We start from the raw sequence: 22,808 nt of genomic DNA on the forward strand, positions 1-22,808 counted from the left end.
ATGAGGAAATTCGGAATAGGCACTTCCTCCGTGTCGACCACAGCACCGCTACTCGGCTATATTTCGTCTAGTCGACTTGACTAGAAAGTGTCCAATAAACTAGACTAAAGTCATGGTTACCGAGCAGCCCACGCGGAAAGTGGTCAAGGCCCTCAAGGCGGCTGGGTTCACTTCGGTCCGCACGGTCGGCTCGCACAGTACGTGGGTCTCGGCCGATGGCGCAGTCAAAGTGACTGTGCCCGATGGGCACCGGACGATCTCGCCCGGCGTCTACCGCAAGATCCTCGCAGCCATGAAGGAGGCGCAGCAGTGAACAAGACCTACACGGTGTCGGTCACCCGAGATGGCAAGTGGTGGATGATCGCTGTCCCCGAACTCGACGCCCTCACTCAGGCCCGTCGCATCGACGATGTCCCCACCGCGGCGAAAGAACTGATCGCCCTCGAAACCGGAGTCGCCCTCGCCGATGTCGAGATCGAGCAGCACATCGAACTCGAACCCGGGGGAGAGGATCTCGCGGTCCGCATTGCCGAGATTGCGACACAGCGAGCACGTCTGGCCGAGGACGAAGCCCGCGTCAAAGCCAGCACCGAGGCCTTCGCGAAGAAGCTCGCCACCGCTCAGGTACCCGTCCGAGATATCGGATCGCTACTCGGCGTGACCTTTCAGCGCGCCAGCCAACTCGTCAACAGCTGACCACCCGACCGTGCAGGCACGGCGAACGAGATACTGATCCCATGACCAGCGACCGCAGTTTCGATCCGAATCCCGATCACGGACAGGCCGGATGGGTGACGCTCCCCAGCGGACAGCGGGCCTACCGCTACGACGGCTCTGACGACCTGATCTATGACACGGGAACCGCGCCCGACGCCGCCGCGTCGAACTAGACATGGACCCAGAAGAACGCGCGGCCATCATCGACGAGGGCTACGACCCCGACGACCCGATCGTGCGCGCGGACCTCGATCACGTCAGGCGTCTGCTCGCCGAACATCGCCACCTGACGGCCGACCCCGAACTCTCCCTCGACCACCTCGTGAACGCCGCCAGGGTTCGCGAACCAGGGCCAGCTACGAACGTACGCAGGTAGTTCGACATCGAACGTATGTTCGCATAGATTGAGGGCACTGATCCGTTCGGCGAAAGGTCGCACTCATGGCCGGTACCGCCGACACGATCCCCGACCTGACCAACCTGGACAAGGCTGCACAGCTCGCCGCTCTCCGCCGCAGCATGGCCGCGATCCCCGGACGCCGCGACCACGCACCAGTCGACTCCGACGACTCGCCCGCATTCGCCCCCTCGCAGCCGAACGCGCAGGCCGCCGCGACCGACGGCGATGAGCGGGCCCTGAGCGGCCCCGTGCGCTCACGAACCCTCAAAACCCTGCCGGTACCCACGCCGCTGTCGGAACTGCTCCCACGCGGCGCACTGGCTCGTGGAACGGCCCTGTCGATCACCGGTGCCGGATCGATTCTCGTCGGACTCGTCGCCACCGCCACCGCGGCCGGCCACCACGTCGTCCTGATCGGTCAACCCAAGTTCGGGCTCCTCGCCGTCCACGAACACGGCGGGGACTTGTCGAAGATCGCCCTGATCGACCCCGGTCAAGCGGACCCTCTCGACGCCGCCAATATCTGCATCGATGGGATCGATCTGGTCATCAGCACCGTCCACGGTCGCGACGTACCACCGACCCGCGCACGTGCCCTGCTGGCCCGAAACCGCACTCACGCAGGGATATTCGCGATCACGGACGGTCGAATGCCCGGCCTCGATCTGACGATTTCCTCTCGGCCCATCGGCTACGGCGGCATCGAGCAAGGCAGGGGCCGCATCCGCTCGATCACACTCGAGACCACCGTCCACGGACGCGGAATCACCCAGCGCACAGGCCGCTACACCCTCACCGCACCTACGTTCGGCGAACACGGCTTGCGCTGGACCCCTGCGGCCGCCGACGCAGTCGCCGAACATGGGCCGCACCGGCTGGCAGTCGCACAATGACCCCCGACCTGTACGAGAACTGGCCCGTGAGCTTCGATCCCCCCACGCGCCGCATCGTCGACCCACCTCGGAGAGTCCTGGTCAACATAGCGCTCACCGTGGCAGGCTCCTCCGGAGGATCCTTCCGCGACGGGACGCCTCTCAAGGTCCGCTCGGAGGGACTCGCGATGGATACAAAATCGCCCGGACTGCTTCATGCGTGGGCGAAAACCGCTCGTGGACAGTGGATTTGCTGCCTGAGCTTCGACATACCGATCGGCAACGGCAAGGGATTCCTTCGCCTCCATCAACAGTGGTGCCCCGCCGAAGCCGCAACCCCAGTCAGCTGAAACATGCGCAATCGTCAAGATATGTTGACGGACAGAATGCGTCAAGATATCTTGACGTTATGGAATCGGAGAAGGTCCTCACCCCGACCGAGCTGACCGAACTCTACGTCCAATACAAGGACGCTCTCGTCGACGTCGACCTAGCCGAGATGGTCCACGAGCAGGGGCGCAAGGACGCCGGGACGTGGACCGTGAACGCCCAACGCCGCATGGACGACGCGGTCTCCGATGTCGACGCACTCGAGATCAACGCCTTCCTCGCCTCGACGATGATTGCCGACCGCTACGCCATCATCGGACGCCTCCGGACCCAGGAGCGGCCTGTCCCATGGTCGAAGATCGGCGAGATCCTCGGCATGAGCAAGCAAGCCGCCCAGCAGTGGTACGACACCTACAACCTGCGCCCCCGTATCGAGAACCCCACCCGCCGCACCGACCCGGCGTGAGCCGCAGGCTCGATCATCCTGCGCTGTAGGCGAATCGAGTGGGTATGGTGCCGCCGTTCGACGCCCGCAACGAGACCGCTCGGATTCGCACAGGAATCGAAAACCGTTGCAGGACTTGACAATACAGCGTGACGCTGTAAGGTTGGGGCATGGGAGAAACCGAGCAGAACCTCACGGCAGTCACCTCCGAATACGGCGACGAACGCCCCGAACGCGGCCTGGGAGTGTCCATCCGACGGGGCGGCATCGAGGTCGAATACATCGACGCGCCCGGCATCGAGAAGCACGCACCGATGGACTGGACCCCGGACACGGCGCAGGTCCTGCTCGCCCGTCGCGGATACGCGGTCACCGGGCGATGGGTCGACATCAGCGACCCCTGTGCAGAAGATCCGATCTGGGAACTACCCGTCGTGAAGACCGCCGACCGCTGACCCTCGCTCGACCCTCCACCTGCGAACGGGCACCGGGCAGCTGATATCTGCCCGGTGCCTCACCTGCACACACTAACCAGGGAGACCACGATCATGACCACCACCATGGCTGCACAATCGGCACCGACCTCGACCGGCTACACCCTCGTCGCCGCCGACCCGCACGCCCTCGACATCACCGCCAACGTCCGCGACGGCGTAGACATCACCGCCGACCCCGAGTTCGTCGCCTCCATCGCCGCCCACGGTGTCCTCCAGGCGGTCTCGGCGGTCCGCCGCGCCGACGGAACCCTGGTCGTCCACGACGGACAGCGCAGAACTCTCGGGGCCCGCGAAGCCGGTCTCACCTCGATACCGGTGATGGTGCGCGAGCAGTCCGACGACGAGAAGGCCGCAGGGATCGAACGCATCACCGAGCAGGTCGTATCCAACGACCAGCGCGAAGACCTCACCACCGGGCAACGCGCCGCCGCCGTCACGGGCCTGCTCGACCTGGGTCTGAACGTGCAGAAGGTCGCGACAGCACTGCACGTCCCCAAGTCGTACGTCGAAAAGGCCGGTCGAGCAGGACGATCCGAGCGCGCTCGCCGCCAGCTCGACGACCGGCAACTCACCCTCGAAGGGGCTGCGTTGCTTGCTGATCTCGAAGCCGCCGCACAGGCGGAGCCGTGGATCACCGAGGCAATCGAGCAGATCTTCGACAACAGATTCGGTTTCGAGTACCGCCTGGCCACCCTCCAGCGCCGCATCGACGAACGCGCCGAGACCACCTTCGCCGCAGCCGATTACATCGCACTCGGCTTCACGTTGCTCCACGACGAACCGTCCACCAGCGATGGGGAGTGGTACTCACTCGCGGACCTGCGCACCGCCGACGGCGCGGCAGTCCCGGCCGACGCCCCGGAGCACGCACCGCACTTGTGGCACGTCTACGTCCACGAGACCGGCACCGTCTGGGTCGACAAGACGACCCGCGAGGAAGTCGCCGAGGACGACATCGACTTCGACACCGAGGACGACGACGCCGCCGAGGCGTACGAGGAGCTACGGCACGCGAACACGGTCGAGAAAGTGACCGCCTGGGGGTACGAGTACTTCCTGCGCCACGACCATGTCTCTGCGGCCGGCCTCGAACTCGCACCCGAGAAGATCGCCGCCGCCGCAGAGGGCGTTGGCACCGAGGACGGATTGACCCCGGCGCAGCGCACAGCCGCGCGCGCCGAAGCCGAACGCATCGAGACCGAACGCGCAGAACGCCGCAAGGTGAAAGCCCTCAACCGTGCCGGAGCCACCGCCACCGACGCCCGACGTGCGTTCCTCACCGGTCTGCTCGCGGGCAAGACCGCCCCGAAGAACGCCACCAAATGGATGGTGACCGCGCTGGCGGCTCATGGCGACGTGTTCACCGAATCCAAGTGCTCGGAGCGGTACGGCGAGATCATGGGTTCACCGCTGGGCGAGGTCGACCGTAAGGCCACCGGTGCCGCGCCCGCTCGCGCCGAGGTATTGCTGCTTGCTCGTGTGCTCACCGCGTTCGAGGCCCGACTGACGGGGCCGCAGGACGCCAAGGACTACTGGCGGTTCTCCGCCAAGCACTACCGAGGCATGGTCGGCATCGACAGCTACCTGACCTTCCTCGCCGACAGCGGGCACACCCTGACCCCGGTGGAGCAGGCCGCGATCGGCAACATCACCGTCGACGCCGCGTACGCCGCCGTCGACGACGCTTGACCATCCGCTGGAGCTTCGCAACCAGCACGACAGGAAGGCCCCGGCCATCACACCGATGGCCGGGGCCTTTCCGGTTCGTCAAGATATGTTGACGCGCGTAGAGGTGAACCGGGAACGTCGAACGACGATCAGCGTGGGTACAGGTCGGTTCGTGCACCACTGCCGGGTCGGCCTGCGATCCACGCCTCGATGTCCTCCCGCGAATACAGCGGAGTGCGCGAGAGGTGGCGGGCAGGTTTCGGGGCCTGGCCACGAGCGACGTATGACCGCCACGTCGAGGACGCGATCGCTTTCCCGGTCGAGGCCTCGATCAGTGTCAGAACCTCCGAGAGGGTCAATTCGGCATCGGTCACGGTTCCTCCGATCCCCGCACGATCATGATTGTCGACATACCCGCACCTTACAGCCCCACGCTGTAAATACTTCGCCGTACCCCTTGCAACCGTACAGCGTGACGCTGTATGGTTTGGTATGACATCGACACGCACCGGCGAGATCGAATACGGTTGGCAGGCAACGCTGTTCACGTCTTGCGCATTGCCCGGGTGTGCTGTTCCGGTCGCTACGCCAGGCGATGTGTGTCAGTCCTGCCGCGCAGCGTTCGGGGACATGCTGAGCGTACGAACCGGCGGATTGGCCGTAGATCCGGAGCAGGTCCGCGCCGACCTCGCTGTCCGTGATGCGAGCACCCGTGAGCAGTACCGCGCACAGGCCGCCACCGTGGCTGCCGCGCAACAGGTGTCGACCCGCAAGCGCAACCAGATCTGCTGGCTCTGTGAAGAGCGACGGACCTGCACCTCGACCGCCGGGCGCTGGGAATGCGCCGACTGCCAGACCTTGCCTTCCTGAGCGCCTGCGCACGGCCCGCGACCGTCGTCGCTGAAGTCTTTCTCCGCCCGACCTTGGGAGTACTCATGACCGCCACCCTGGCCGCATCCACCACGCCCGCGCGCCGCCGTCTCAAAGGAGTTGGAATGAAACTGATTTCGCTCGATACCCAGTTCGACGGAACGATCATCGACATTCTCGGCTACCGCACCGCACCCGCAGGCCGCGTCGTGGTCACCGCCCTCCTCGACGCACCCGGTGCCTGGTACAGCCGCATCCACCCCGTCGTCGTCGATGCCGGCGATGTACGACTCTCCCTCGCCGTGCAGTCCATCACCCGCCCCGAGCTGGGCGTGCGGTGATGGCCGAGACCGCAGGCCAGATCGAGATATTCGAGGTGCTCGCCGCTGCCGAGCTGGACGCCGATAAGGAAACGCAACCGACGTAATTGCGAACTTCTGGTCAGTCAGTAATCTATTGCGCGCCAACATATTCGAGTTAAAATGCCTCGCTTTATCTATGGATAATCGGGGCAATTTGAGGTAAAATCGATATATCGGAACAATTCTCGCGAGGAGTGGGCTATGTCGATCACTGTGTACACGAAACCCGAATGCAACAACTGCGATCAAACAAAACGACGCCTGAACAAGCACGGGATCGAATACACGACCGTCGATGTCACCGAAGACGCAGCGGCCCGCGAGTTCGTCACCAACGGACTCGGCTACCGGCAGATGCCCGTCGTGGTCGTCGACGAGAACACCCACTGGTCCGGCTTTCGGATCGACGCCCTCGACAAGCTCGCCGCCGCCTGACCGACCACTCCGTTGACCGAGCTTCACCTGCGAGAACGAGCCCGACGATGACGCCACTGAGCGCAGTTCCACCGCCCGACGAGCCCGAGCGTGTCGTTCGCAGCCTCGCCGCTGTGGACGACGACACTGCCGTCGACAACGAGACAGCTCACGAGCCGTCCACCGACCCCGAGGCGCTGCTGCTGTGCGCCGTGATGTGGAGTGCCCACACCGGGGGAGTGTCCGCCGAAGATCTGCGCATCACCGCGATCGTGACCGCCGACGACTTCGACGACGTCGCATACCGGCGAATGTTCGTCGTGATCGCCGGTCTCGTCACGGCCGGCGAACCCTACGACCCGGCGAGCGTCACCGCAGCCTTCATGCGATCGGGATCCGGCGGAGCCAAAGACGCGCCCCTGCGTCGCCGCTTGAACGAGGTCATCACCGCCGGGGCAGACGGCTTCACCGCCGTCCACTACGCCGACATCGTTCTCTCCCAGTCCTACCGGCGCAGTTACCGGACCGTGGCAACGGCCATCGTCCACGCCGCCGAGGAGCTACCGGAGGAGTACCTGTTCGATCACCTCGTGGAGCACGGTCGCGCTCAACGCGCACTGTGGCGGCGGCTCAACACGTTTCGGGCGGGGCAGTGACCCTCGACAGTCCCCTCACCCGCACCGGACCCCGTAACGAACGAGACACCCGCGGTGTCGACTCCCGCGGGCCCGAGGTGGAGTCCCCGATCGGTGCGTACCTGTGGTGGTGCGGACACGTCGGAGCCGACGCCCACGACCTCGATGCGCTGCAGGAGTGGGACTACCTCCACGCCGACGAGACGACCGACGCCGAACGGCGCACTCTGACCGCGTGGGCACTGGCGGCCGGCATCTTCGGCGCACCCGGCACAGCGCCGCACCCGCAGCGCTGACCGCGCGCGCAACCCGGCCCGAACGACAAAGGCACCCACAGCGGCTGTGTGGGTGCCTTTCTCGCGTGTACGGCCGAGCTGAGTCGGACGAGCGGTGTCAGTGGCGATCGCCGATCCGGACCTCGTCGCCGAAGTCGATGTCGTAGTCGGCCAGATACGGCGCATCGTGGTCACCGCTGGATGTGTATCGCGGGTAGAGGCCCTTCTGCGCTTCGGTCTGAAGAACGACCACGCGTACGCGGCCGGGCGTGATGTGGATTTCGCGGAGTACGCCGGTCATCGGTTCGCTCCACAGCACCGCCTCGAACGCCAGGACCGCGCCGAGGTCGCCGCCGTCGAGCCGGAACGCAGGCTTACCGTCGCCGGGCGCGTCGGCGCGCTGCGGGGGCCGAGGTAGTCGGTGCCGCCCTTCCCTGCTCTGCGGTAGGGACTGGTGGTCGGTGGTCATCCGAGACCGTGATCGGCTGATCGCGATGTCGCCGCTGTGTGTGTCGGGGCGGGGACGGTGTGCAGCGCGGACGAGGTGGCCTGTGCAGCTCTGGACGAGCGTCCGGTCGGGGGCGTGACCAACCCTCGCGGACGTGTCGAGGAGCGTTCGACGTCCGCTGCGTGCGCCATCGGCGGCGTCGATACCGACGCGGACACAGCTGCGGTGTTGTCCGGGCGTGCGGCCGGCCTCGATCGAGCTCGCAGTTCGTCGAGGTCGGCGGCGAGTGCGGTGATGTGTTCGGCGTCGGCGACCGGGTCGAGGACGGAGAGGTTCGCCCGCAGGTTCCGCACCTGCACGGACCGCTCGGCGGCGATGCGGTCGGTGTCGGAGACGTCCGCTGAGTGGGTCACGCGCAGCACCGTCTCGTTGCGCATCGGTTCGATGGTGCCGCCGAGATCTGCCGCGAGCTGCTCGGCGATGCGGTGCGCATCCTGCGGTGTGTACGCGCCGACGTCGGTGCGTGAGTTCGGGATCGGGCCGGGCCGGGTGGAGTACACCTCCACGTCGAGTACCGCGACGGCGTCGGGGCCGTCGACCGCCGAGTCGGGTAACGGCGGTGACGTTTGGACGACAGCGGCCACGGCGGCGGTCACTGCGCGTGGTGCGGGGATGACGGTGCGTCGTGCGCCGGAGGCGTAGGCGGGGAGCGCGGTCAGTTCGGCGGCGAGTTCGCCGGGGGTGCCGATGAACTCGACATCGCGGCGTGAGGTGCCCTCGCCGACTGCGTCGATGACGACGGAGACGGTGTCGACTTCGCGGGTGTCCGACAGTGCTGCTGCTTGGGTGAGGGCGAACTGTGCGGCGGAGCGGGAGGTGTAGAACGCGCCGCGGTAGTGCACGAAACCGGGGTCGCCGTTGCGGTCGAGGGAGGCTACTTCGACGTTGAATTCGGGCTGGCTCATGGCAAGTGGTCCTTCGAAGTGTGGGTGTGCGCCCGCACGCGGAGAAGATGTGTCGAGCGTGCAGGGGCGCACTGGGGATCCGCGACCGGTGCCGGTGCGCGGGTGGTGCGAGGGCAGCAGTGTTCAGTGCGCGGGCGCAGTCGAGGGCTGCGGTTCGGTCGATACGTCGGGTGCAGGCGACGAGGCGTCGTCATCGCGGTGTCGGTCCGGTGCCGCGGTGGTGTTCTCGGCACCGACTCGGCGGCGCGCAGTGGCGCGACCGGTGCCGCGTTTCGCTGACGCCTTCGATGCCTTCTTGCCGGTCGGCGGTGTCGGAGCGGTCAGACCACTTCCGGTGAGTTCGGCAACCGTCCACCCGGCATCGATCGCTTCTTTGTACGCGGCGGCGTGTTCGGCGTTCGCGTGTTCAGCGGCGCGAGTGGCCTCGGCGACCTTCTCGCGCGCATCAGCGGATGCCTGGGCGGCGTCGAAAAGGGACTCGATGTATTTGGTGCGGTTTTCTATCGCGGCGCGTGCGCGCGCGATGGCGGTGTCTTTGTCGACAGCGGGAGAGACAGACATGGTGAGGGCCTTCCAGTTCGGTGCGCGGAAATCCCCACCGGACAGGTACCGATCGCTCACAGAGCCACACAACCCACAGTGCGGTGAACGCAGTACGGGGTGAATCGGTACGGGTGGGGCGCGCTCGAACGTGACCCTCATCGACGCTCGAACTTCACTCGATCCTAGATCATCTGCGCGCGGCGCGGCGTGCCACCAGCGCTGAGGTGTGTGTTTCGTGTCGGTGCCTGCTGGCACCGTGCCGACCATGACCGACGACGATGCCACGACACCGCTGCCTCTCGTGCGAGTGCGGGAGGTGCTCGACGGCGATGTCCCCGATGGGACGCACGTCGTCGCGCACGGCACCCTCGAGGACGTCACGGTGAAGACGAATCAGCAGACAGGTCAGTGGGCGATGGGGCGACTCGTCGACGGAAACGACTCGATCGACTTCTGGATGTTCCCGCGCGCGTTCGCACGCACCGGCCGGTCGTGCGTCGAGACGGCCGGCCCGATCGCTGCGACCGCATGTGTGTCTGGCCCGCCGGAGCGCACCGCGCTGATCATCAACAGCATCGAGCGCATCGAACCCCACCCGTAACCCGGTGTCGACACCACTGCTGTCTGACACGATCGACCGCTATGAGTGTCACTCTTCCACCGCCCCTAATCGCCGCCTCCGACGACGATGCGGTCGCTCTGCTGCGTCGGTACTACGGCGGCACCTACCTGGATGCCGGGTGCTACACCGGCGCGTTCTTCGACAGCTGGGCACCGCAGAACCGCGCCGCCGACAGCAACCGGTTCACCGCCGACGATCTCGTCGCCGTCACCTTTTTGTCGGTCAACGTCAAGCCGAGCGCGGCGCGTGAACTGCTCGTCACCCGAGCCGCACGGTTCGGCGAGTTGCTCGACGCTATCGGCCCGGATCGCGACCTCGCCGATGAAGCGGACGGGCTCACACCCGACGCGCCGATCCTGCTGCTGGAGGACGAACTGCGAGGCGTGGGGGACATCGGCCGCACCATCGCCACGAAGTTGATGGCCCGCAAACGCCCCCGCCTGGCCCCGATCTACGACGTGGTCGTCGGGCGCGTGCTGAATACGGTGATGGTGCACCGTGATCCCATCCGGGAAGCGCTGCGCGCGGACGGAGGTGCGCTGCACACTCGACTGCTGAGAATCAGAGCGGCCGCCGCGTTGCCCGACGACATCAGTGCGCTACGCGTCCTCGACGTCATCAGTTGGATGCACGGCAAATCGAACTAGATCAGTAGGGGACGGGAATTCGCCACGGAGCCGTCCACTCTTTGCTGTGCACGCGTGCACGGCGACGTCGTGTCGGTGGGATGCGTTTCCCCCTTGCGCAGTCGGCTCGCGACGCGTTGCACACGGCCCGCACAGCCGCCGTTGCATCGACTGCACATCGCCCCGGCACGGTGACTGCGACATCGTGTGCAGATGGGCGATATCGGTCAGTAGTAGTCGTTGTCGTACTGGTTGCGGTAGTACCCGCGACGGGCCCTGCGGTCATCGATTCCGCTGGCACCGCCGAGCGCGAACAAGGGAACCATGAACAGCATCACCGCGATGAACGCACCGATCACCGCGATGAACGCGCCGAACACGACAGCGAGAACAACGAGGTACGCGCCGACACCGATGACGGTGAGAATGTTCGCCACAAAACCCTTCCATCCGGGATCGTTCTCGCCGAGGTACCGCACGTACCAGATCAGAAATCCGGCACCGGCGACAGCGAGCAGGGGGAGCGGTCCGACGTCGTCGGTGAAGAGCGAGGAGAGCGTCATCTCGTGAGTCCTTTTCGTTGAGGACTGCTCTCACCGGGGCGGCGGCGCGGCCCAAGCCTTGATGGATCTATCTCTACCGGTGGCCACCGACATGTGTCGTGGCGTTCGTTTCAGAACAGAGTCGGTGGTGCTTGGGCGTCGAAGCTGTGGCCCGCGAACGCGGCCCGCATTCTCGGTTCGTCGTAGCCATCCTTGAGTGCGTCGCGGATCGCAACGGCGCGCCCGTACCGTCCGCGCGGATCCCCGCCTGCCGGTGTCGGTCCGATGTGCCGGCCGACGGCTACAGCGTGCGCGAGGTTGGCCGATTGGGTGCCGCGTTTGAGGTGACCGTCGGCCACCCGCACGCACAGTGTTTCGTCGCAGTCGTGCTCGCCGACGATCCCGTCACCGAGGTCGCCGTATTCGAGTAGAAGTGCGAACCGGTGCGCGGACAACGTGCGTGGTGCGTCGCCGTCGGTGAAGGTAAATCTGCCGTAGCCGTCCGGAAAGCTCACCGACCCCCTGAAAAAATGGCAGCTCGGAGTTTTGACCACCTTCGCCCAGAACCTGGCCACGGTCTTCGCAGTCAACGGCTGCTGCAGCGGTCGCCACACCCGGCGAACCGGCTGCGGTGTTGCAGCGTCGGTGTCGTCGCCGAACAACGCCAGTTGCATCACCGCGGCGGTCATCGGCTAGCCCTGACTCGTCGCGGGCTCGGCGTCCGGGGCGCTGTCGCCGGTCGCGGTTTTGCTCGTTGTTGCATCGTCTGTCGACGTCGAGTCACCGGGCTCGTTCAAGGCCGATCCATCACGCGATTCTGGGTTTGCATCCGAGTCGGCGTCCGAGGTGTCGTCGCCGGTGTCCGCGCTCGCCGACGGCGCTGCGGTGTCGGAGAGCAGTGCCAGAAGTTTGCGAGCCTCGCCGGTTGTGATCCCCGCGAGTGTCGCAGCGGCGCTGAGTGTTCCTTCCCGAGCGCGGATGTCGTCGAGTGCGCGGGCCATCGCCAGCCGGGCCGTGTCGATCTGGTCAGCGGCCGCGAAGTAGTCCGTCAACGAGCCCATGTTCTTCTCGTCGCGCGCTTTGCGGTCGGCGACGACTTTTTGCTGCGCTGCCCGTGCCCGAGCACGCGCAGTCATCCGAGCCTGAGTCGACGCCATGCCGCCAACCATAGCCCCAGACCCCGTCAATCGCACAGATCCTGACACAACCTCCCGCCACATCACCGATCCACCACCCCCGAAACCCCAGTCCACCCACCCAATCCCACCCAGTCACTATTCACCGATCCAAAGCCATGACCAACCCACAGACCTCATGCATTCAGGCCACTTTGCCGATTACGCTGGTAGGGTCCGGTCCATGATGGGTCTGCACAAGCTCACCGCTGGGGACGGGTACACGTACCTGACCAGGCAGGTTGCAGCGGCAGATTCCACCCAACGAGGGGCCGCCTCACTGGCCGAGTACTACTCCGAAAAAGGGGAGTCACCGGGCCGTTGGACCGGGTCCGGTCTGGCCGAGCTGGAGACGATCGGCGCGGGGGAGCACGTCTCGGAGGCGCACATGAAGGCGCTGTTCGGTGACGGTCTGCACCCGGAGGCCGACACGATGTACGCGGAAAAGTTCGCCGCCGAGCTCGCTGCGGGTGCGTCGACGAAGAACGCCGAGCGGGCAGCGTCGGCGGCGATCAAGCTCGGTCGCGCGTTCAAGATCGACAACGGAGCGTCGGACTATCGGGTCGCGTGCGCGAAGGCGTTCGTCGAGCGCAACCTCGCGGCCGGCGAGAAGTGGAACGCACCGATCGACGGCGAGGCGCGCGCAACGATCCGCACCCGCGTCGCGAGGGAGATGTTCGAACGCGAGTACGGACGCGGCCCGGCCGACGAGCGTGAACTGTCCGGGTGGGTCGCCAAATCGGGGCGGCAGAACACCAAAGCCGTCGCCGGTTTCGACCTCACGTTCACTCCGGTCAAGTCGGTGTCGGCGCTGTGGGCTGTTGCGCCGCGGGAGATCTCGCAGGAGATCGAAGCAGCGCACGATGCCGCGATCGCAGCCGCCCTCGAGTACCTCGAAGAGCACGCCTGCTTCACCCGCCTCGGTAACGGCGGTGTCGCGCAAGTCGACGCGAACGGATTGATCGCCGCAGCGTTCACTCACCGCGATTCGCGCGCCGGGGATCCGAACCTGCACACCCACGTCGCTATCTCCAACAAGGTTTCCACGACCCTGCCGGACGGGACGACGAAGTGGCTCGCGCTCGACGGTGCCGCGTTGTACCGCAACAACGTTCCCGCCTCCGAGGTCTACAACACCGCCCTCGAAGCGCAACTGCGTGAACGCATCGGAGTCGACTTCGCCGAACGCCCGAGCGAGGACAGGTCGAAGCGACCCGTGCGGGAAATCGTCGGTCTGGACACACGGTTGGCCGAGCGCTGGTCCTCCCGCAATGCCGCCATCGTCGTGCGCACCGCCGAGCTCGCACGCGAGTTCCAAGCCGAGCATCACCGCGAACCGACCGCCATCGAAGCGATCCGGTTGGCGCAGCGCGCGACACTGGAAACCCGGCAGGCCAAACACGAACCGCGCTCGCACGCCGAGCAACGCGGAGGGTGGCGCGCAGAGGCGATCGACGTACTCGGTTCACCGAAGGCACTGTCGAAGATGGTCGCCGAGGTGACCGGAAAGAAACGCACCCGGGCGAGCGTGGACATCGACGACCCTCGCTGGATCGACATCGCCGCAGCCGAAGTCGTCGAGGTCGTCTCCCGTGCACGCTCGCGCTACCAACGGCACAACATTCGCGCCGAAGCGATCCGTCAGGTCCGCACCGCGAATCCGCCGGCCGATCGCATCACCGACCTCGTCGAGGCGATCACCGACCGCGCCTGCGGCACCGACTTCGCCGTCATTCTCGGCGACGCACTCAGCGACGACGTCGCCGCAGACATCGCCCCGAACGTGATGCGTCGACGCGACGGACGCGACGTGCACACCCGCCACGAAGCAACCTTGTTCACCACCAATGCAGTGCTCGATGCCGAGACGCGCATCGTCGCCCTTGCACAGCGCAACGACGGGGTTGCAGTCGCCGACGAGCACGTGGAAATGGCACTGCTCGAGTCCGCTGCGAACGGACGCGAACTCAACGCCGGACAACGCTCACTGGTGCGTGCGATGGCCACGTCCGGTGCGAAACTTCAGCTCGCACTCGCACCCGCCGGAACCGGCAAGACCACCGCTATGACCGCACTGACACGGTCGTGGCAGAACGCAGGCGGGCACGTCGTCGGGTTCGCACCGACCGCTGCCGCCGCCGCAGTTCTGCGTCAAGATATCTTGACGACTACCGACACGTTGGCGAAGTTCGTCGACATCAACAAACGGTTGCGTAACGGCGATCCGGTGTCCGTTCCCGAGTGGTACACCAACATCGGCGAGGACACGCTCGTCATCGTCGACGAAGCCGGAATGACCGGGACCCTCGACCTCGACGACGCAGTCACCGCCCTCGCCGAACGCGGCGCAACGGTGCGATTGATCGGAGACGATCAACAGCTCGCCTCCGTGGCATCCGGGGGAGTGCTCCGCGACATCCACGACCGCGTCGGCGCACTCACCCTCTCGCAGGTGGTGCGATTCCGCGACAAAGCAACCGGCGCGGCCGAAGGCGCAGCATCACTCGCACTGCGCGACGGCGACGACGCCGCGATCGGCTTCTACATCGACCACTCCCGACTGCACGTCGGCTCGATCGCCACCGTCACCGACGACGCCTACAGTGCATGGAGCGCCGACCGCGCCGCCGGCAAGGACGCACTGCTGCTCGCCCCCACCCGTGAGCTGGTCGCCGAACTCAATACCCGCGCCCGCACCGACCGCCTCGCCGCCACCGACGCGAAGGTCGGACGTGAAGCCGTCCTCGCCGACGGGCTCCGCGCGAGCGTCGGGGACATCGTCCGCACCCGCTCCAACGATCGCCGCAACCCGCTCTCGCAGACCGACTGGGTCCGCAACGGTGACCGCTGGACCGTCGAGAAAGTCGGCCGCGACGGCTCACTGGTGGTGCGTCACCTCGAACTCGGACGCACCGTCACCCTGGACCCCGACTACGTCCAGTCCGCCACCGAACTCGGCTACGCCGGAACGGTGCACTCCGCGCAAGGGTCGACCGCCGACACCTGCCACGTCGTGGCCACCGGAGATGAAACCCGACAGCTCGCCTACGTCGCACTCACCCGCGGGCGACTGAACAACCACATGTATCTCGCGACCGCCTCCGACGGCGACCTGCACACCGCGATGACCGAACGCGGAATGCTGCCCCCGACCGCCGTCGACGACTTCCGGGCGATCCTGCGCCGCGACGGCGCGCAGGTCTCCGCGCACTCGACTCTCGCTGCCGCCGACGACCCGCATGTGAATCTGGCACCGGCCGCGAACGCTTACGACTACTCCGTCGCCACCGCCTGCGAAGTCCTCGCCGGACCCACAGTGATGGCCGCGATCGACACCGCCGCCGACGCCGCGATCGCCGGCCTCACCGACGACGCCGCATGGCCGGTCCTGCGTGGACACCTCGCGATCCTCGCCGCGCACGGACGCGACCCGGTCGACGCACTGAACACCGCAATCAACGAACGCGAACTCGGCACCGCGGGAGATCGGGCCGCAGTCCTGGACTGGCGACTCGACGCCACCGGACGCCACTCCACCGCGCGTGGAGCATCGGCACCAGGTCCGTTGCCATGGCTGCCCGCCATCCCCGACGCACTGCGCAAGGAACCGGAGTGGGCGAGCTACCTCGACGCCCGCGCCGACGCCATCACTGGTCATCGAGAACGCATCGCCGCCGACGTCGCCACATGGACACCGACAACGGCACCGGTGTGGGCGCGCCCGATACTCACCGACGAACCCGACCTCGAACTGCTCACCGATCTTGCGGTGTTCCGCGCCGCACACGACGTCGACCCGGCAGACCGCCGTCCGACCGGACCCGAGCAATACGCGGCCGAATCGGTGAAAGCGCAACGCAGCCTCGACCGCCGCGCCGCCGAAATGATCGACACCGGAAACGATGCCGTCGCCCGATGGCGTCCGTTCGTCGACGAACTCGACACCCACATCGCCCGCGACCCGTACTTCCCGATCCTCGCCGACCGACTCTCCGCCGCCGCACGCGCCGGAATCGAAGTCCACACCCTCGTCCGCGACTCCCTCGCCACCTCGCCGCTACCCGACGAGCTGCCCGCTGCCGCACTGTGGTGGCGACTGTCCGGTGAACTCTCCGCCGCCGCGCTCGACGCGGACACCGACGGCGCGGTCCTCGAACCATCCTGGGCACCGGTACTGACCGAACTCCTCGGCTACACCGCCGCCGTGCGCGTCATGTCCGACCCGGCATGGCCCTCGCTCGTCGCGACCGTCGACGACGCCGACCCAACACTCTGGACACCGGGACAGCTGCTCGGGACCGCGTACGAGTTCCTACACGGCGGCATCGACCCCGTCGATCACGGCGTCACCCTGCCCGCCCACGAACTCGCCACCGCCCTGACGTGGCGGGCCGAGATGCTGGTGCGCGAGAACCACCTCGCCCGCACCTACACCCCACCCACTGTCGAACCACTGTCGGTCGAGGACGAAGAAGCCCTCGCCCCACTCGACGAGACGATCGGCGACACCACCGCCGACCTGCTGCCGGCCGAATTCGCCGATCCGGACAACCTCCCGGCACCGGCCAACGCACCCACAGCAGCAGTCGACGCAGCCGCACCGACAATCCCGCTGGGCAGTGACTCCGACTACCTCGCCTCCCTCGACGCACTCGACGCCCCCGTCGACTACGACCAAGCACCACCACCGGAGCACGACAGCGGGTACGACGAGTACACCGGTGCCGACGTCGTCGAGTCCGGTGCAGACGATGCCGAAGCCGACGTATGGGATGCACTGCGCTCGCAAATCGAGACGATCGAGCTGCCGTACCCGACGGTCACCACCGACGAACGAGTCCGCCTGCTCACCCAGGACCTCAACGGTGCCAAGACCAGGTATCGGGAGCTGCGAGCCCAGATCGCCGACGGCACCAGCCCCGCACAGTTCCATGCCCGCGCGATGCTCGCCGAGCTACAGCAGCGAGCCGACCGGCAACGTCCCGCCCGGATCGCGATGCTCGACGCCCGCCAGGACTGGATGGACACCGAATTCGAGGCCGAAGCGCTCTGGCATCACATCGACACCGTCATCCGTCCCGCAGTCGCCGCCGACATCGCGGCCGCCGGTGACGACGACGCCCGCGCCCTCGCTCAACGCGGTCTCGACTGGGAGATCTGGCGTGCCGAATTCGTCGACGACACCGCCACCGCCGCACGCACCCACGCACACGAAGCCGCCGCCGAATACGAGCGCGTCACCGCCGCAGACGGGGGAGAGGTCACCGCCGTCGACGTCACCACCGCACGCCTGGCGGCCGAGAGCATCGACCTCTCTACTCTCACCGACCTCAAGGCCGACGTCGACCGCACCGAAGCAATGCTGTGGCGAGCCGAACAGGCAGCCAAGCGTGCAGCGATGACCAGCACCCCGGCCCAGGTACAGGCGGTGGGCGAGGCCATCGACGCAATCGAAGCCGACACCGCCGTCGAGCAGCTCGACTCGACGCAGACTCAGCCGGAGATACCTGTCGAAGGCGAGCAAACCATCCAGTCAGTGCCCGATCCGCAGCCGGTACTCTCGCCGGCCGACGCCGCTCTGCTGGCGAAGATGGAGCAGGACCCGATCCGGCTCGTCCAGGACGCGGAACTGACGGCGTTCGTCGACCGCGCCGGACGCGGACGTACCGAACCGACCGTCGTCGCCGACACTGAAAAGCTGTACGGCCGACTCGACGAGCAAGCAGCAGCGATCGCAGCAGCCCGCGAACTCGAGACCGAACTACGTCGCGTCGCTGGGCAACACGAGGTCGCACGCAGCGAACACACCACGCTTACCGAGCAATTGTCGACCGCGAAGCGACGCGACCGGAGGGCCCTCGAACCGGCCGTCGATGACGCACGACTGCGCGAAGAACGTCTCGCGCGTCAGGTCCGCGACACCCAACGCGCCGCTCGCGACGCCGCCGGCCGTGTGGGTGCCGAGGCGAGCGAGTGGGCCGCCATTGTTCAGCGTGCATCCGATCCCAACCAACGCGTAGGCGACCTCGCTGCCGCAGAGGTGTTCGACACCGCTGTCCTGGAGCAGGGTCGTCGCCGCAGAACGATGTGGGTCGGTGGGCGGCAAGCAGACGCTGAACGCCGTGTTCGTGCGGCGACAGATGCTCCACAACGCCTTGACGCTCCGGCCATCTCCGGAATCACCGACCGTGCGAGCGATGTTGGGACACCACCTGTGGATCTCGATGAACGTCCCCGCGCACTGGTGTCTCCGCCTGCCAGAGTCAGGTCGGGTACGAGTTCCGAACGTAGTGATGGACTTGGACCGCTCGACGTGGGGATAGAACGAAATCAAAGCCATGACCTCGATCAGGGTCTCTAAGCATCGCGGTTGCGCCACGCTCCGGATCGGCGGCCGCCGACGCCTTGAGGCTCGAAGGAAGTGGACACGCGCGTCTCAGCGCGTCGAATAGAGGGGCTCGTCCGACTGCTCCACCGAGTGTCAGAAAAACCCGTAGGTTCTCGTGTTGACGTCGAATCCATGTCCGGAAGCGTCGTGTCTACAGCGTGCGCCACCGGTGTCGGGATCGAACGCGCACGTCATGCCGTAAGCCGTCATGGTTAGTCCATAGGCAAACGTCGTATCTTGCATGGTGTTTCGGTCCTGCATGTGCGAATTGCCACCGGAATCGAGCAGTAGTCCGGTTTCGCCGTCGGATCCCACTTTGATGAGTCGGGCACCGGTGTCGGTGGACAGGGGTTCGCCCAGCGGTGGTGAGCAGAATGCACCAGTGCGCGAAATCGTGCAGTAATAGTCGCCGCTGGGACTGGACAATTGGCAGATCCCGGTGCTGGCACACGCGCCCGGTGAGACGGGACTGCCGGCGAATGGATCGTCGGTTTGCGGCATCGCGTCCTGTGCAGGTGTCCGGGAATCCTGCGCCGTCGGCCCGGCGTCGGGGCTGGCGATGCTATCTGGCCGGGGGCCACCTGTAGTGCAATTTTGCCGCTGGTATTGCGTGAGACCGCCGCCGTTGGTGGCAGTCGGGTAGCCGTATGAACTCGGGTAGACGATGACGTCGGGGTTGGGTGTCCAACCCGTGGAGAGTGGCGGGTACGCGGCGAGGTCGATGGTGAAGGCGATGGTGTTGCCCAGCGCCTTTGCGGACTCTACTGGGGTGGTGATGCTCTCGGCGGGGGTGTCGTCCATGAATTCCGATCGTCCGGTGACCGTCCATTGACCGTCGACGAAGTTCGGCTCTGCAGCCTCTCCCCGGGAGATCGATAGGTTGTAGTTGTCGTCCCTGTCTAGGTCTTTGCTCTCGTCCAATCCGCCAGGAAAGATGAGGGCAGTGAAGTCCATGCTGCCGGCTTCGTTGAAGAGCTGTGTTGCGGGATATCCCGGCATCGGTACTCGCTGGGGTGCTGGTGGCGGGGTATCAGCGAAGCTGATCACTACCTCGATGCGCTGTGCGCCGAGATCATTCATCCGGATCGACTGCGCCAGAACAGGGTCCGGTGCCCGCACGTCGACGACTCCGGGAGGGGTGTTTGCCTGCGGAACGGACACACAGACCAGATTTCGCGGAAAGCTGGACAGGTCGAGTGGTCTGTCACGATCGGCTCGCACCACGAGTGCCGTGATCGCGACGGCGACAACGAGAGCTACAGCGATAGCAGCAGCAACCATCCATCCCCGCGTGAACTTCTTGGCCGAGTGTGATCGGTCCGAAGGTAAAGCGCCCATGGGTCACAGAGTGCCATGTGGATGATTAGTGTCGGTCGAAATGACTCCGCTGTCTGCGGGGCCGCTGAGCTCAAGGTTTCGGCTCACCGCCTGCGAATCCACGCCAGGCGGTCCGTCAAGATGATCTTGACGGACCGTTGTGCGGGGTGTGATGGGTTTGTGGCTATGTGCTCGTCAGTGCCATGAGGCTGAAAAGAACAGCGAAGAGGTCTGGACCGGCACGTTCGTCTGACGCGTACGGACGTCGCAGCTTTTCTCAGTTAGGTCAGTTCAGCAGCAGATCGTGGCTCGTGCGGCATCTCTCAACGCGGTCGATCGCGGGTAGACCTGGTGTACTCCGATTCCCACGACCAAACGTGTAGCGCGCCAAGCACTTGCGCACCCGTTCTTGCACCACGTTGGAACGGACCAGTCTGGAGCACAGACTGGGTCGTTTGCGTTGCAGACGCTGTTGATCGAGATGTCTTTACTGTCGTTGAAGCGGGTTCCGTTGCTACCTGCGACCACTGGGAGCAATTGGCCGATCCCGAGCGACGAGCGGGACGCAGAGCCGTAGGGCCTCACTCCGCTGTCATCACCGATGCGATCACCATCACCTACTAGGACAGCACTGCTGACATGGAACTGACGTAGTTGTGGTGCGTCGAAAAGTTGAATCAAGCGGTGCATCACCATTGCGCCCTGCGAATAGCCTCCGAGTGTCACGGACACCGACTCACATTCGGGAAGTGTCTGCACTTGCTGAAGTAACTTCACGGCCTTGGTGATCCCGTCCGGTATCCCGTCGAAGTAGCCGGTGTTGCCGAACAGAACCAGTGGTATCGACGTCACTGCGCGCGCCGGATAGTCGACGGCAATGGCGTTCACCTTGTAGTCGGTGGACCCCTTCTCTGCCATAGCGTTGTACACGGCAGTCATGGTTGTTCCCAGACCGCTGGATTCGCCCGATCCCCGGGCAGCGATGAGCAAGTGGTCGGCGTTCTTGCACGCTTCACTGACAGTAGTTCGTACCGGGTCCGGCGCGGCAGAAGCGGCAATCGGATAGACGAACACACTGACTGTTGCGGCGATAGTGGCTACCAATAGTGCCCTCATACCCCGCCGGGAATCTTTGCTTGGCCAGTGCATCGGGCTCCTCTGATTTATTCGGCAGACGGTCCCCTACGAACCCCCAGCTTTCGCTGGCAGTGTGCCCCAACACGGTGCACGCCTGAATGTAACCAGGGAAAATTCATACGTCTGAATGAGATCCCTCGCCGAAATGTCGATCAGCTGAATGATGCAGTGTGTCGGCGATACTTGCCAGATTCCGCTGACATGTACCGACCGCTACCGATACACATAGTCGCCGTTCCTTACAACCAGCTCACCACTCTGGACCGGAGGTGGCACTGCTCCGCACGCCTTGGCGTAGTCCTCCGCGATATCGGGATTGGAGTCGCCTGGATTGTCGGAATACCAACCCGACAGCTGGGCGCACCGTCCATCGTCATTGTCGGAGCCGACCCAACCGAAGAACTCCACAGCTGCAAACCCGACCGCCACGATCACAGCGATCAGACACAGGCCGACAAAGGCCATTCCCACGCGCTCGCTTCCGGTAGCTGGCGCGCTAGGATCTCGCACTTTCGCCCCCGCGATGCGGGATTCAATGTCAGGCACGTACTGGCGTGCGGCTGCACCAGCTTCGGGCGAGATCACGAGTAGGGAATGTCGGTTCGTTTTGGGGTCGGGCTTTCTGCCGTCTCCGGATACGTGAAAAGTCACATACCCCGGTCTGTCTGGCCCGGGGTAGCGAAAAGACACCGACTTGATGTTCCGGTAAGCAATAGTGACCTTGTCCGAACCCTTGCCTGCGTCAGGGTGGAAGGCCAGCGTCACACCCTGGGAATCGACTGTGACGTTGCCGTCCGAACCTCGATACGTGGTTTCCACAGTCTGCCTCCAGGATGGACGATGCGCTCGCCGGAACGTCGTCCACAGCTAACAGACCGTTACAAGCGGTCCCTCGTTGTCCCTGCCGTGCCACGGCTTGGCGACTCCGGGTTGTCGTCCACCGCGTGAGGAAATTGCCGGGCCGGGTCGATGTATCGCCTGATTCCAGTTGTCCGTCCCCGACTGTCCTCTGCGCGGCTGCACGGATGCCGTTGGCCGAGACCGCGTCTTCTGGTGGCGGCCGCTAGTCGCGGACCTGTATCTCGAAACCGAATTGCACGAGAGGCGCAAGAACGGACCTGCTTCCGGGAATTTCCCGGGGCAGAGCGAACAGCACTGTGTTGCCGTCCGACGAGGTCAACGTTGCATAGCTGCCCTTTCGGAGCAGATCTTGTTCGAGCTTGAACTGGGAGTCGTACGAGCCGATGTACACCATCGGACCACTCGCTCGGCCGGCGATTGCAATGACCTTCGATCGACACTGCGCGGTTCCGTCAGCTGAGTTCGGAAGGCTTTGGTAGGCACCGCCATCGTCGAAGGTGCCGGGAGCGCAGATAGCAGAAAACCAGTCATCGCTGGACGATTGGACGGCAGGCGTGCTCGTCGTGGCGTCGGCGGCCGTTGAGCTCTCTTGCTCGTCGTTGCCGGTGACCGTCCACACGACGACACCTGCGATGATCGCGACGATCGCAAGCCCGACAGCTACTGCAATGCGCGTTCTTGCCGTCTTGTTCGCCGAGG

General features: G+C 65.4%; 27 protein-coding genes. 16 read left to right on the plus strand and 11 right to left on the minus strand.

From position 1 onward, the window contains the following. Positions 1-112 precede the first annotated feature (112 nt). The 8 genes from CH283_RS23470 (at position 113) to CH283_RS23505 (ending at position 4,950) form a co-directional block, all read left to right on the plus strand. On the plus strand, positions 113-313 hold the full coding sequence (locus tag CH283_RS23470) for a type II toxin-antitoxin system HicA family toxin (RefSeq protein WP_008720157.1): 201 nt from the start codon (positions 113-115) through the stop codon (positions 311-313). Further along, complete coding sequence (locus CH283_RS23475) at positions 310-696, plus strand: hypothetical protein (protein WP_008720161.1); 387 nt, start codon at positions 310-312, stop codon at positions 694-696. The genes CH283_RS23470 and CH283_RS23475 overlap by 4 nt, the downstream gene beginning before the upstream one ends. Positions 697-737: 41 nt before the next feature. Next, entirely contained in the window at positions 738-890 is a 153-nt protein-coding gene (locus tag CH283_RS28480; protein WP_176460132.1) for a hypothetical protein, read from the plus strand. Positions 891-892: 2 nt separating this feature from the next. Beyond that, the gene (locus tag CH283_RS28095; RefSeq protein ID WP_141215300.1) at positions 893-1,093 is read left to right on the plus strand and encodes a hypothetical protein; all 201 of its coding nucleotides are present in this window, start codon (positions 893-895) and stop codon (positions 1,091-1,093) included. A 65-nt stretch (positions 1,094-1,158) separates the two neighbouring features. After that, complete coding sequence (locus CH283_RS23485) at positions 1,159-2,010, plus strand: hypothetical protein (protein ID WP_094639412.1); 852 nt, start codon at positions 1,159-1,161, stop codon at positions 2,008-2,010. A 388-nt stretch (positions 2,011-2,398) separates the two neighbouring features. Then, a complete protein-coding gene (locus tag CH283_RS23495) occupies positions 2,399-2,785 on the plus strand; it encodes a hypothetical protein (protein ID WP_094622986.1) in 387 nt (128 codons plus the stop codon). Between the two features lie 149 nt (positions 2,786-2,934). Then, on the plus strand, positions 2,935-3,219 hold the full coding sequence (locus tag CH283_RS23500) for a hypothetical protein (protein ID WP_094622987.1): 285 nt from the start codon (positions 2,935-2,937) through the stop codon (positions 3,217-3,219). Positions 3,220-3,312: 93 nt separating this feature from the next. Beyond that, positions 3,313-4,950, plus strand: coding sequence for a ParB/RepB/Spo0J family partition protein (locus tag CH283_RS23505; protein WP_094639414.1), 1,638 nt, complete (start codon positions 3,313-3,315; stop codon positions 4,948-4,950). A 128-nt stretch (positions 4,951-5,078) separates the two neighbouring features. Here CH283_RS23505 and CH283_RS23510 read toward each other — a convergent pair whose 3' ends face one another. Continuing rightward, positions 5,079-5,303 carry a helix-turn-helix transcriptional regulator gene (locus CH283_RS23510; RefSeq protein ID WP_032370864.1) on the minus strand — a complete coding sequence of 75 codons (225 nt, stop codon included), beginning with the start codon at positions 5,301-5,303 and terminating at the stop codon, positions 5,079-5,081. A 256-nt stretch (positions 5,304-5,559) separates the two neighbouring features. Here CH283_RS23510 and CH283_RS28880 point away from each other — a divergent pair, with 256 nt between their 5' ends. From CH283_RS28880 to CH283_RS23535, 5 genes are all read left to right on the plus strand, one after another. Further along, positions 5,560-5,799 (plus strand): hypothetical protein, encoded by a 240-nt coding sequence (locus CH283_RS28880; RefSeq protein WP_255183313.1) that lies wholly within the window; start codon positions 5,560-5,562, stop codon positions 5,797-5,799. Between the two features lie 125 nt (positions 5,800-5,924). Then, positions 5,925-6,140: a hypothetical protein gene (locus tag CH283_RS23520; RefSeq protein ID WP_141215299.1), complete on the plus strand. Its 216-nt coding sequence runs from the start codon at positions 5,925-5,927 to the stop codon at positions 6,138-6,140. A gap of 222 nt (positions 6,141-6,362) precedes the next feature. Continuing rightward, positions 6,363-6,596: a glutaredoxin family protein gene (locus CH283_RS23525; protein WP_094639417.1), complete on the plus strand. Its 234-nt coding sequence runs from the start codon at positions 6,363-6,365 to the stop codon at positions 6,594-6,596. 47 nt (positions 6,597-6,643) lie between these two features. Then, complete coding sequence (locus CH283_RS23530) at positions 6,644-7,231, plus strand: DnaB-like helicase N-terminal domain-containing protein (RefSeq protein WP_094639418.1); 588 nt, start codon at positions 6,644-6,646, stop codon at positions 7,229-7,231. Beyond that, positions 7,228-7,506, plus strand: a complete 279-nt coding sequence (locus CH283_RS23535; protein WP_094639419.1) for a hypothetical protein — start codon at positions 7,228-7,230, stop codon at positions 7,504-7,506. Before CH283_RS23530 ends, CH283_RS23535 begins: the two co-directional genes overlap by 4 nt. A gap of 97 nt (positions 7,507-7,603) precedes the next feature. Here the strand turns inward: CH283_RS23535 and CH283_RS23540 are convergent, their stop codons facing one another. The 3 genes from CH283_RS23540 to CH283_RS23550 form a co-directional block, all read right to left on the minus strand. Next, positions 7,604-7,954: a hypothetical protein gene (locus tag CH283_RS23540; protein ID WP_094639420.1), complete on the minus strand. Its 351-nt coding sequence runs from the start codon at positions 7,952-7,954 to the stop codon at positions 7,604-7,606. Continuing rightward, positions 7,951-8,898 carry a hypothetical protein gene (locus CH283_RS23545; protein WP_094639421.1) on the minus strand — a complete coding sequence of 316 codons (948 nt, stop codon included), beginning with the start codon at positions 8,896-8,898 and terminating at the stop codon, positions 7,951-7,953. The genes CH283_RS23540 and CH283_RS23545 overlap by 4 nt, the downstream gene beginning before the upstream one ends. A gap of 123 nt (positions 8,899-9,021) precedes the next feature. Beyond that, entirely contained in the window at positions 9,022-9,519 is a 498-nt protein-coding gene (locus CH283_RS23550; RefSeq protein WP_094648559.1) for a hypothetical protein, read from the minus strand. A 187-nt stretch (positions 9,520-9,706) separates the two neighbouring features. Between CH283_RS23550 and CH283_RS23555 the strand changes: the two genes are divergently transcribed. Both CH283_RS23555 and CH283_RS23560 read left to right on the plus strand, forming a co-directional pair. Beyond that, the gene (locus CH283_RS23555) at positions 9,707-10,042 is read left to right on the plus strand and encodes a hypothetical protein (RefSeq protein ID WP_094639423.1); all 336 of its coding nucleotides are present in this window, start codon (positions 9,707-9,709) and stop codon (positions 10,040-10,042) included. A 41-nt stretch (positions 10,043-10,083) separates the two neighbouring features. Next, positions 10,084-10,710: a DUF6308 family protein gene (locus tag CH283_RS23560; RefSeq protein WP_094639424.1), complete on the plus strand. Its 627-nt coding sequence runs from the start codon at positions 10,084-10,086 to the stop codon at positions 10,708-10,710. 206 nt (positions 10,711-10,916) lie between these two features. On the opposite strand, the gene CH283_RS23565 is transcribed toward CH283_RS23560, so the two are convergent. From CH283_RS23565 to CH283_RS23575, 3 genes are all read right to left on the minus strand, one after another. Then, on the minus strand, positions 10,917-11,252 hold the full coding sequence (locus tag CH283_RS23565; protein ID WP_094639425.1) for a hypothetical protein: 336 nt from the start codon (positions 11,250-11,252) through the stop codon (positions 10,917-10,919). Positions 11,253-11,362: 110 nt separating this feature from the next. Further along, on the minus strand, positions 11,363-11,920 hold the full coding sequence (locus tag CH283_RS23570) for a hypothetical protein (RefSeq protein ID WP_052053470.1): 558 nt from the start codon (positions 11,918-11,920) through the stop codon (positions 11,363-11,365). A gap of 3 nt (positions 11,921-11,923) precedes the next feature. Continuing rightward, a complete protein-coding gene (locus CH283_RS23575) occupies positions 11,924-12,388 on the minus strand; it encodes a hypothetical protein (RefSeq protein WP_141215298.1) in 465 nt (154 codons plus the stop codon). A gap of 202 nt (positions 12,389-12,590) precedes the next feature. Between CH283_RS23575 and mobF the strand changes: the two genes are divergently transcribed. Further along, positions 12,591-18,767, plus strand: a complete 6,177-nt coding sequence (mobF, locus tag CH283_RS23580) for a MobF family relaxase (protein ID WP_176460365.1) — start codon at positions 12,591-12,593, stop codon at positions 18,765-18,767. Between the two features lie 120 nt (positions 18,768-18,887). Here mobF and CH283_RS23585 read toward each other — a convergent pair whose 3' ends face one another. The 4 genes from CH283_RS23585 to CH283_RS28885 all read right to left on the minus strand — a co-directional run bounded on the left by CH283_RS23585 (position 18,888) and on the right by CH283_RS28885 (position 22,728). Next, positions 18,888-20,132, minus strand: a complete 1,245-nt coding sequence (locus CH283_RS23585; RefSeq protein ID WP_141215297.1) for a hypothetical protein — start codon at positions 20,130-20,132, stop codon at positions 18,888-18,890. 270 nt (positions 20,133-20,402) lie between these two features. Further along, positions 20,403-21,227 (minus strand): cutinase family protein, encoded by an 825-nt coding sequence (locus CH283_RS23590; protein ID WP_176460364.1) that lies wholly within the window; start codon positions 21,225-21,227, stop codon positions 20,403-20,405. Between the two features lie 234 nt (positions 21,228-21,461). Then, positions 21,462-22,067 carry a hypothetical protein gene (locus tag CH283_RS23595; RefSeq protein ID WP_141215296.1) on the minus strand — a complete coding sequence of 202 codons (606 nt, stop codon included), beginning with the start codon at positions 22,065-22,067 and terminating at the stop codon, positions 21,462-21,464. 244 nt (positions 22,068-22,311) lie between these two features. Beyond that, positions 22,312-22,728, minus strand: coding sequence for a hypothetical protein (locus CH283_RS28885; RefSeq protein WP_255183314.1), 417 nt, complete (start codon positions 22,726-22,728; stop codon positions 22,312-22,314). Between the last annotated feature and the right edge of the window lie 80 nt (positions 22,729-22,808).

The organism is Rhodococcus sp. 05-2254-2 (assembly GCF_002259095.1).
Classification (GTDB): Bacteria; Actinomycetota; Actinomycetes; order Mycobacteriales; family Mycobacteriaceae; genus Rhodococcoides.

Bases quoted from the DNA above. Each gene is read 5' to 3' on its own strand.
- CH283_RS23540 (WP_094639420.1), bottom strand. From the start codon at position 7,954: ATGACCACCGACCACCAGTCCCTACCGCAGAGCAGGGAAGGGCGGCAC.
- CH283_RS23560 (WP_094639424.1), top strand. From the start codon at position 10,084: ATGAGTGTCACTCTTCCACCGCCCCTAATCGCCGCCTCCGACGACGAT.
- CH283_RS23545 (WP_094639421.1), bottom strand. From the start codon at position 8,898: ATGAGCCAGCCCGAATTCAACGTCGAAGTAGCCTCCCTCGACCGCAAC.
- CH283_RS23555 (WP_094639423.1), top strand. From the start codon at position 9,707: ATGACCGACGACGATGCCACGACACCGCTGCCTCTCGTGCGAGTGCGG.
- CH283_RS28880 (WP_255183313.1), top strand. From the start codon at position 5,560: ATGCTGAGCGTACGAACCGGCGGATTGGCCGTAGATCCGGAGCAGGTC.
- CH283_RS23525 (WP_094639417.1), top strand. From the start codon at position 6,363: ATGTCGATCACTGTGTACACGAAACCCGAATGCAACAACTGCGATCAA.
- mobF (WP_176460365.1), top strand. From the start codon at position 12,591: ATGATGGGTCTGCACAAGCTCACCGCTGGGGACGGGTACACGTACCTG.
- CH283_RS28095 (WP_141215300.1), top strand. From the start codon at position 893: ATGGACCCAGAAGAACGCGCGGCCATCATCGACGAGGGCTACGACCCC.
- CH283_RS23495 (WP_094622986.1), top strand. From the start codon at position 2,399: ATGGAATCGGAGAAGGTCCTCACCCCGACCGAGCTGACCGAACTCTAC.
- CH283_RS23565 (WP_094639425.1), bottom strand. From the start codon at position 11,252: ATGACGCTCTCCTCGCTCTTCACCGACGACGTCGGACCGCTCCCCCTG.
- CH283_RS23500 (WP_094622987.1), top strand. From the start codon at position 2,935: ATGGGAGAAACCGAGCAGAACCTCACGGCAGTCACCTCCGAATACGGC.
- CH283_RS23530 (WP_094639418.1), top strand. From the start codon at position 6,644: ATGACGCCACTGAGCGCAGTTCCACCGCCCGACGAGCCCGAGCGTGTC.
- CH283_RS23470 (WP_008720157.1), top strand. From the start codon at position 113: ATGGTTACCGAGCAGCCCACGCGGAAAGTGGTCAAGGCCCTCAAGGCG.
- CH283_RS23590 (WP_176460364.1), bottom strand. From the start codon at position 21,227: ATGAGGGCACTATTGGTAGCCACTATCGCCGCAACAGTCAGTGTGTTC.
- CH283_RS23485 (WP_094639412.1), top strand. From the start codon at position 1,159: ATGGCCGGTACCGCCGACACGATCCCCGACCTGACCAACCTGGACAAG.
- CH283_RS23505 (WP_094639414.1), top strand. From the start codon at position 3,313: ATGACCACCACCATGGCTGCACAATCGGCACCGACCTCGACCGGCTAC.
- CH283_RS23585 (WP_141215297.1), bottom strand. From the start codon at position 20,132: ATGGGCGCTTTACCTTCGGACCGATCACACTCGGCCAAGAAGTTCACG.
- CH283_RS23570 (WP_052053470.1), bottom strand. From the start codon at position 11,920: ATGACCGCCGCGGTGATGCAACTGGCGTTGTTCGGCGACGACACCGAC.
- CH283_RS23520 (WP_141215299.1), top strand. From the start codon at position 5,925: ATGAAACTGATTTCGCTCGATACCCAGTTCGACGGAACGATCATCGAC.
- CH283_RS23575 (WP_141215298.1), bottom strand. From the start codon at position 12,388: ATGGCGTCGACTCAGGCTCGGATGACTGCGCGTGCTCGGGCACGGGCA.
- CH283_RS28480 (WP_176460132.1), top strand. From the start codon at position 738: ATGACCAGCGACCGCAGTTTCGATCCGAATCCCGATCACGGACAGGCC.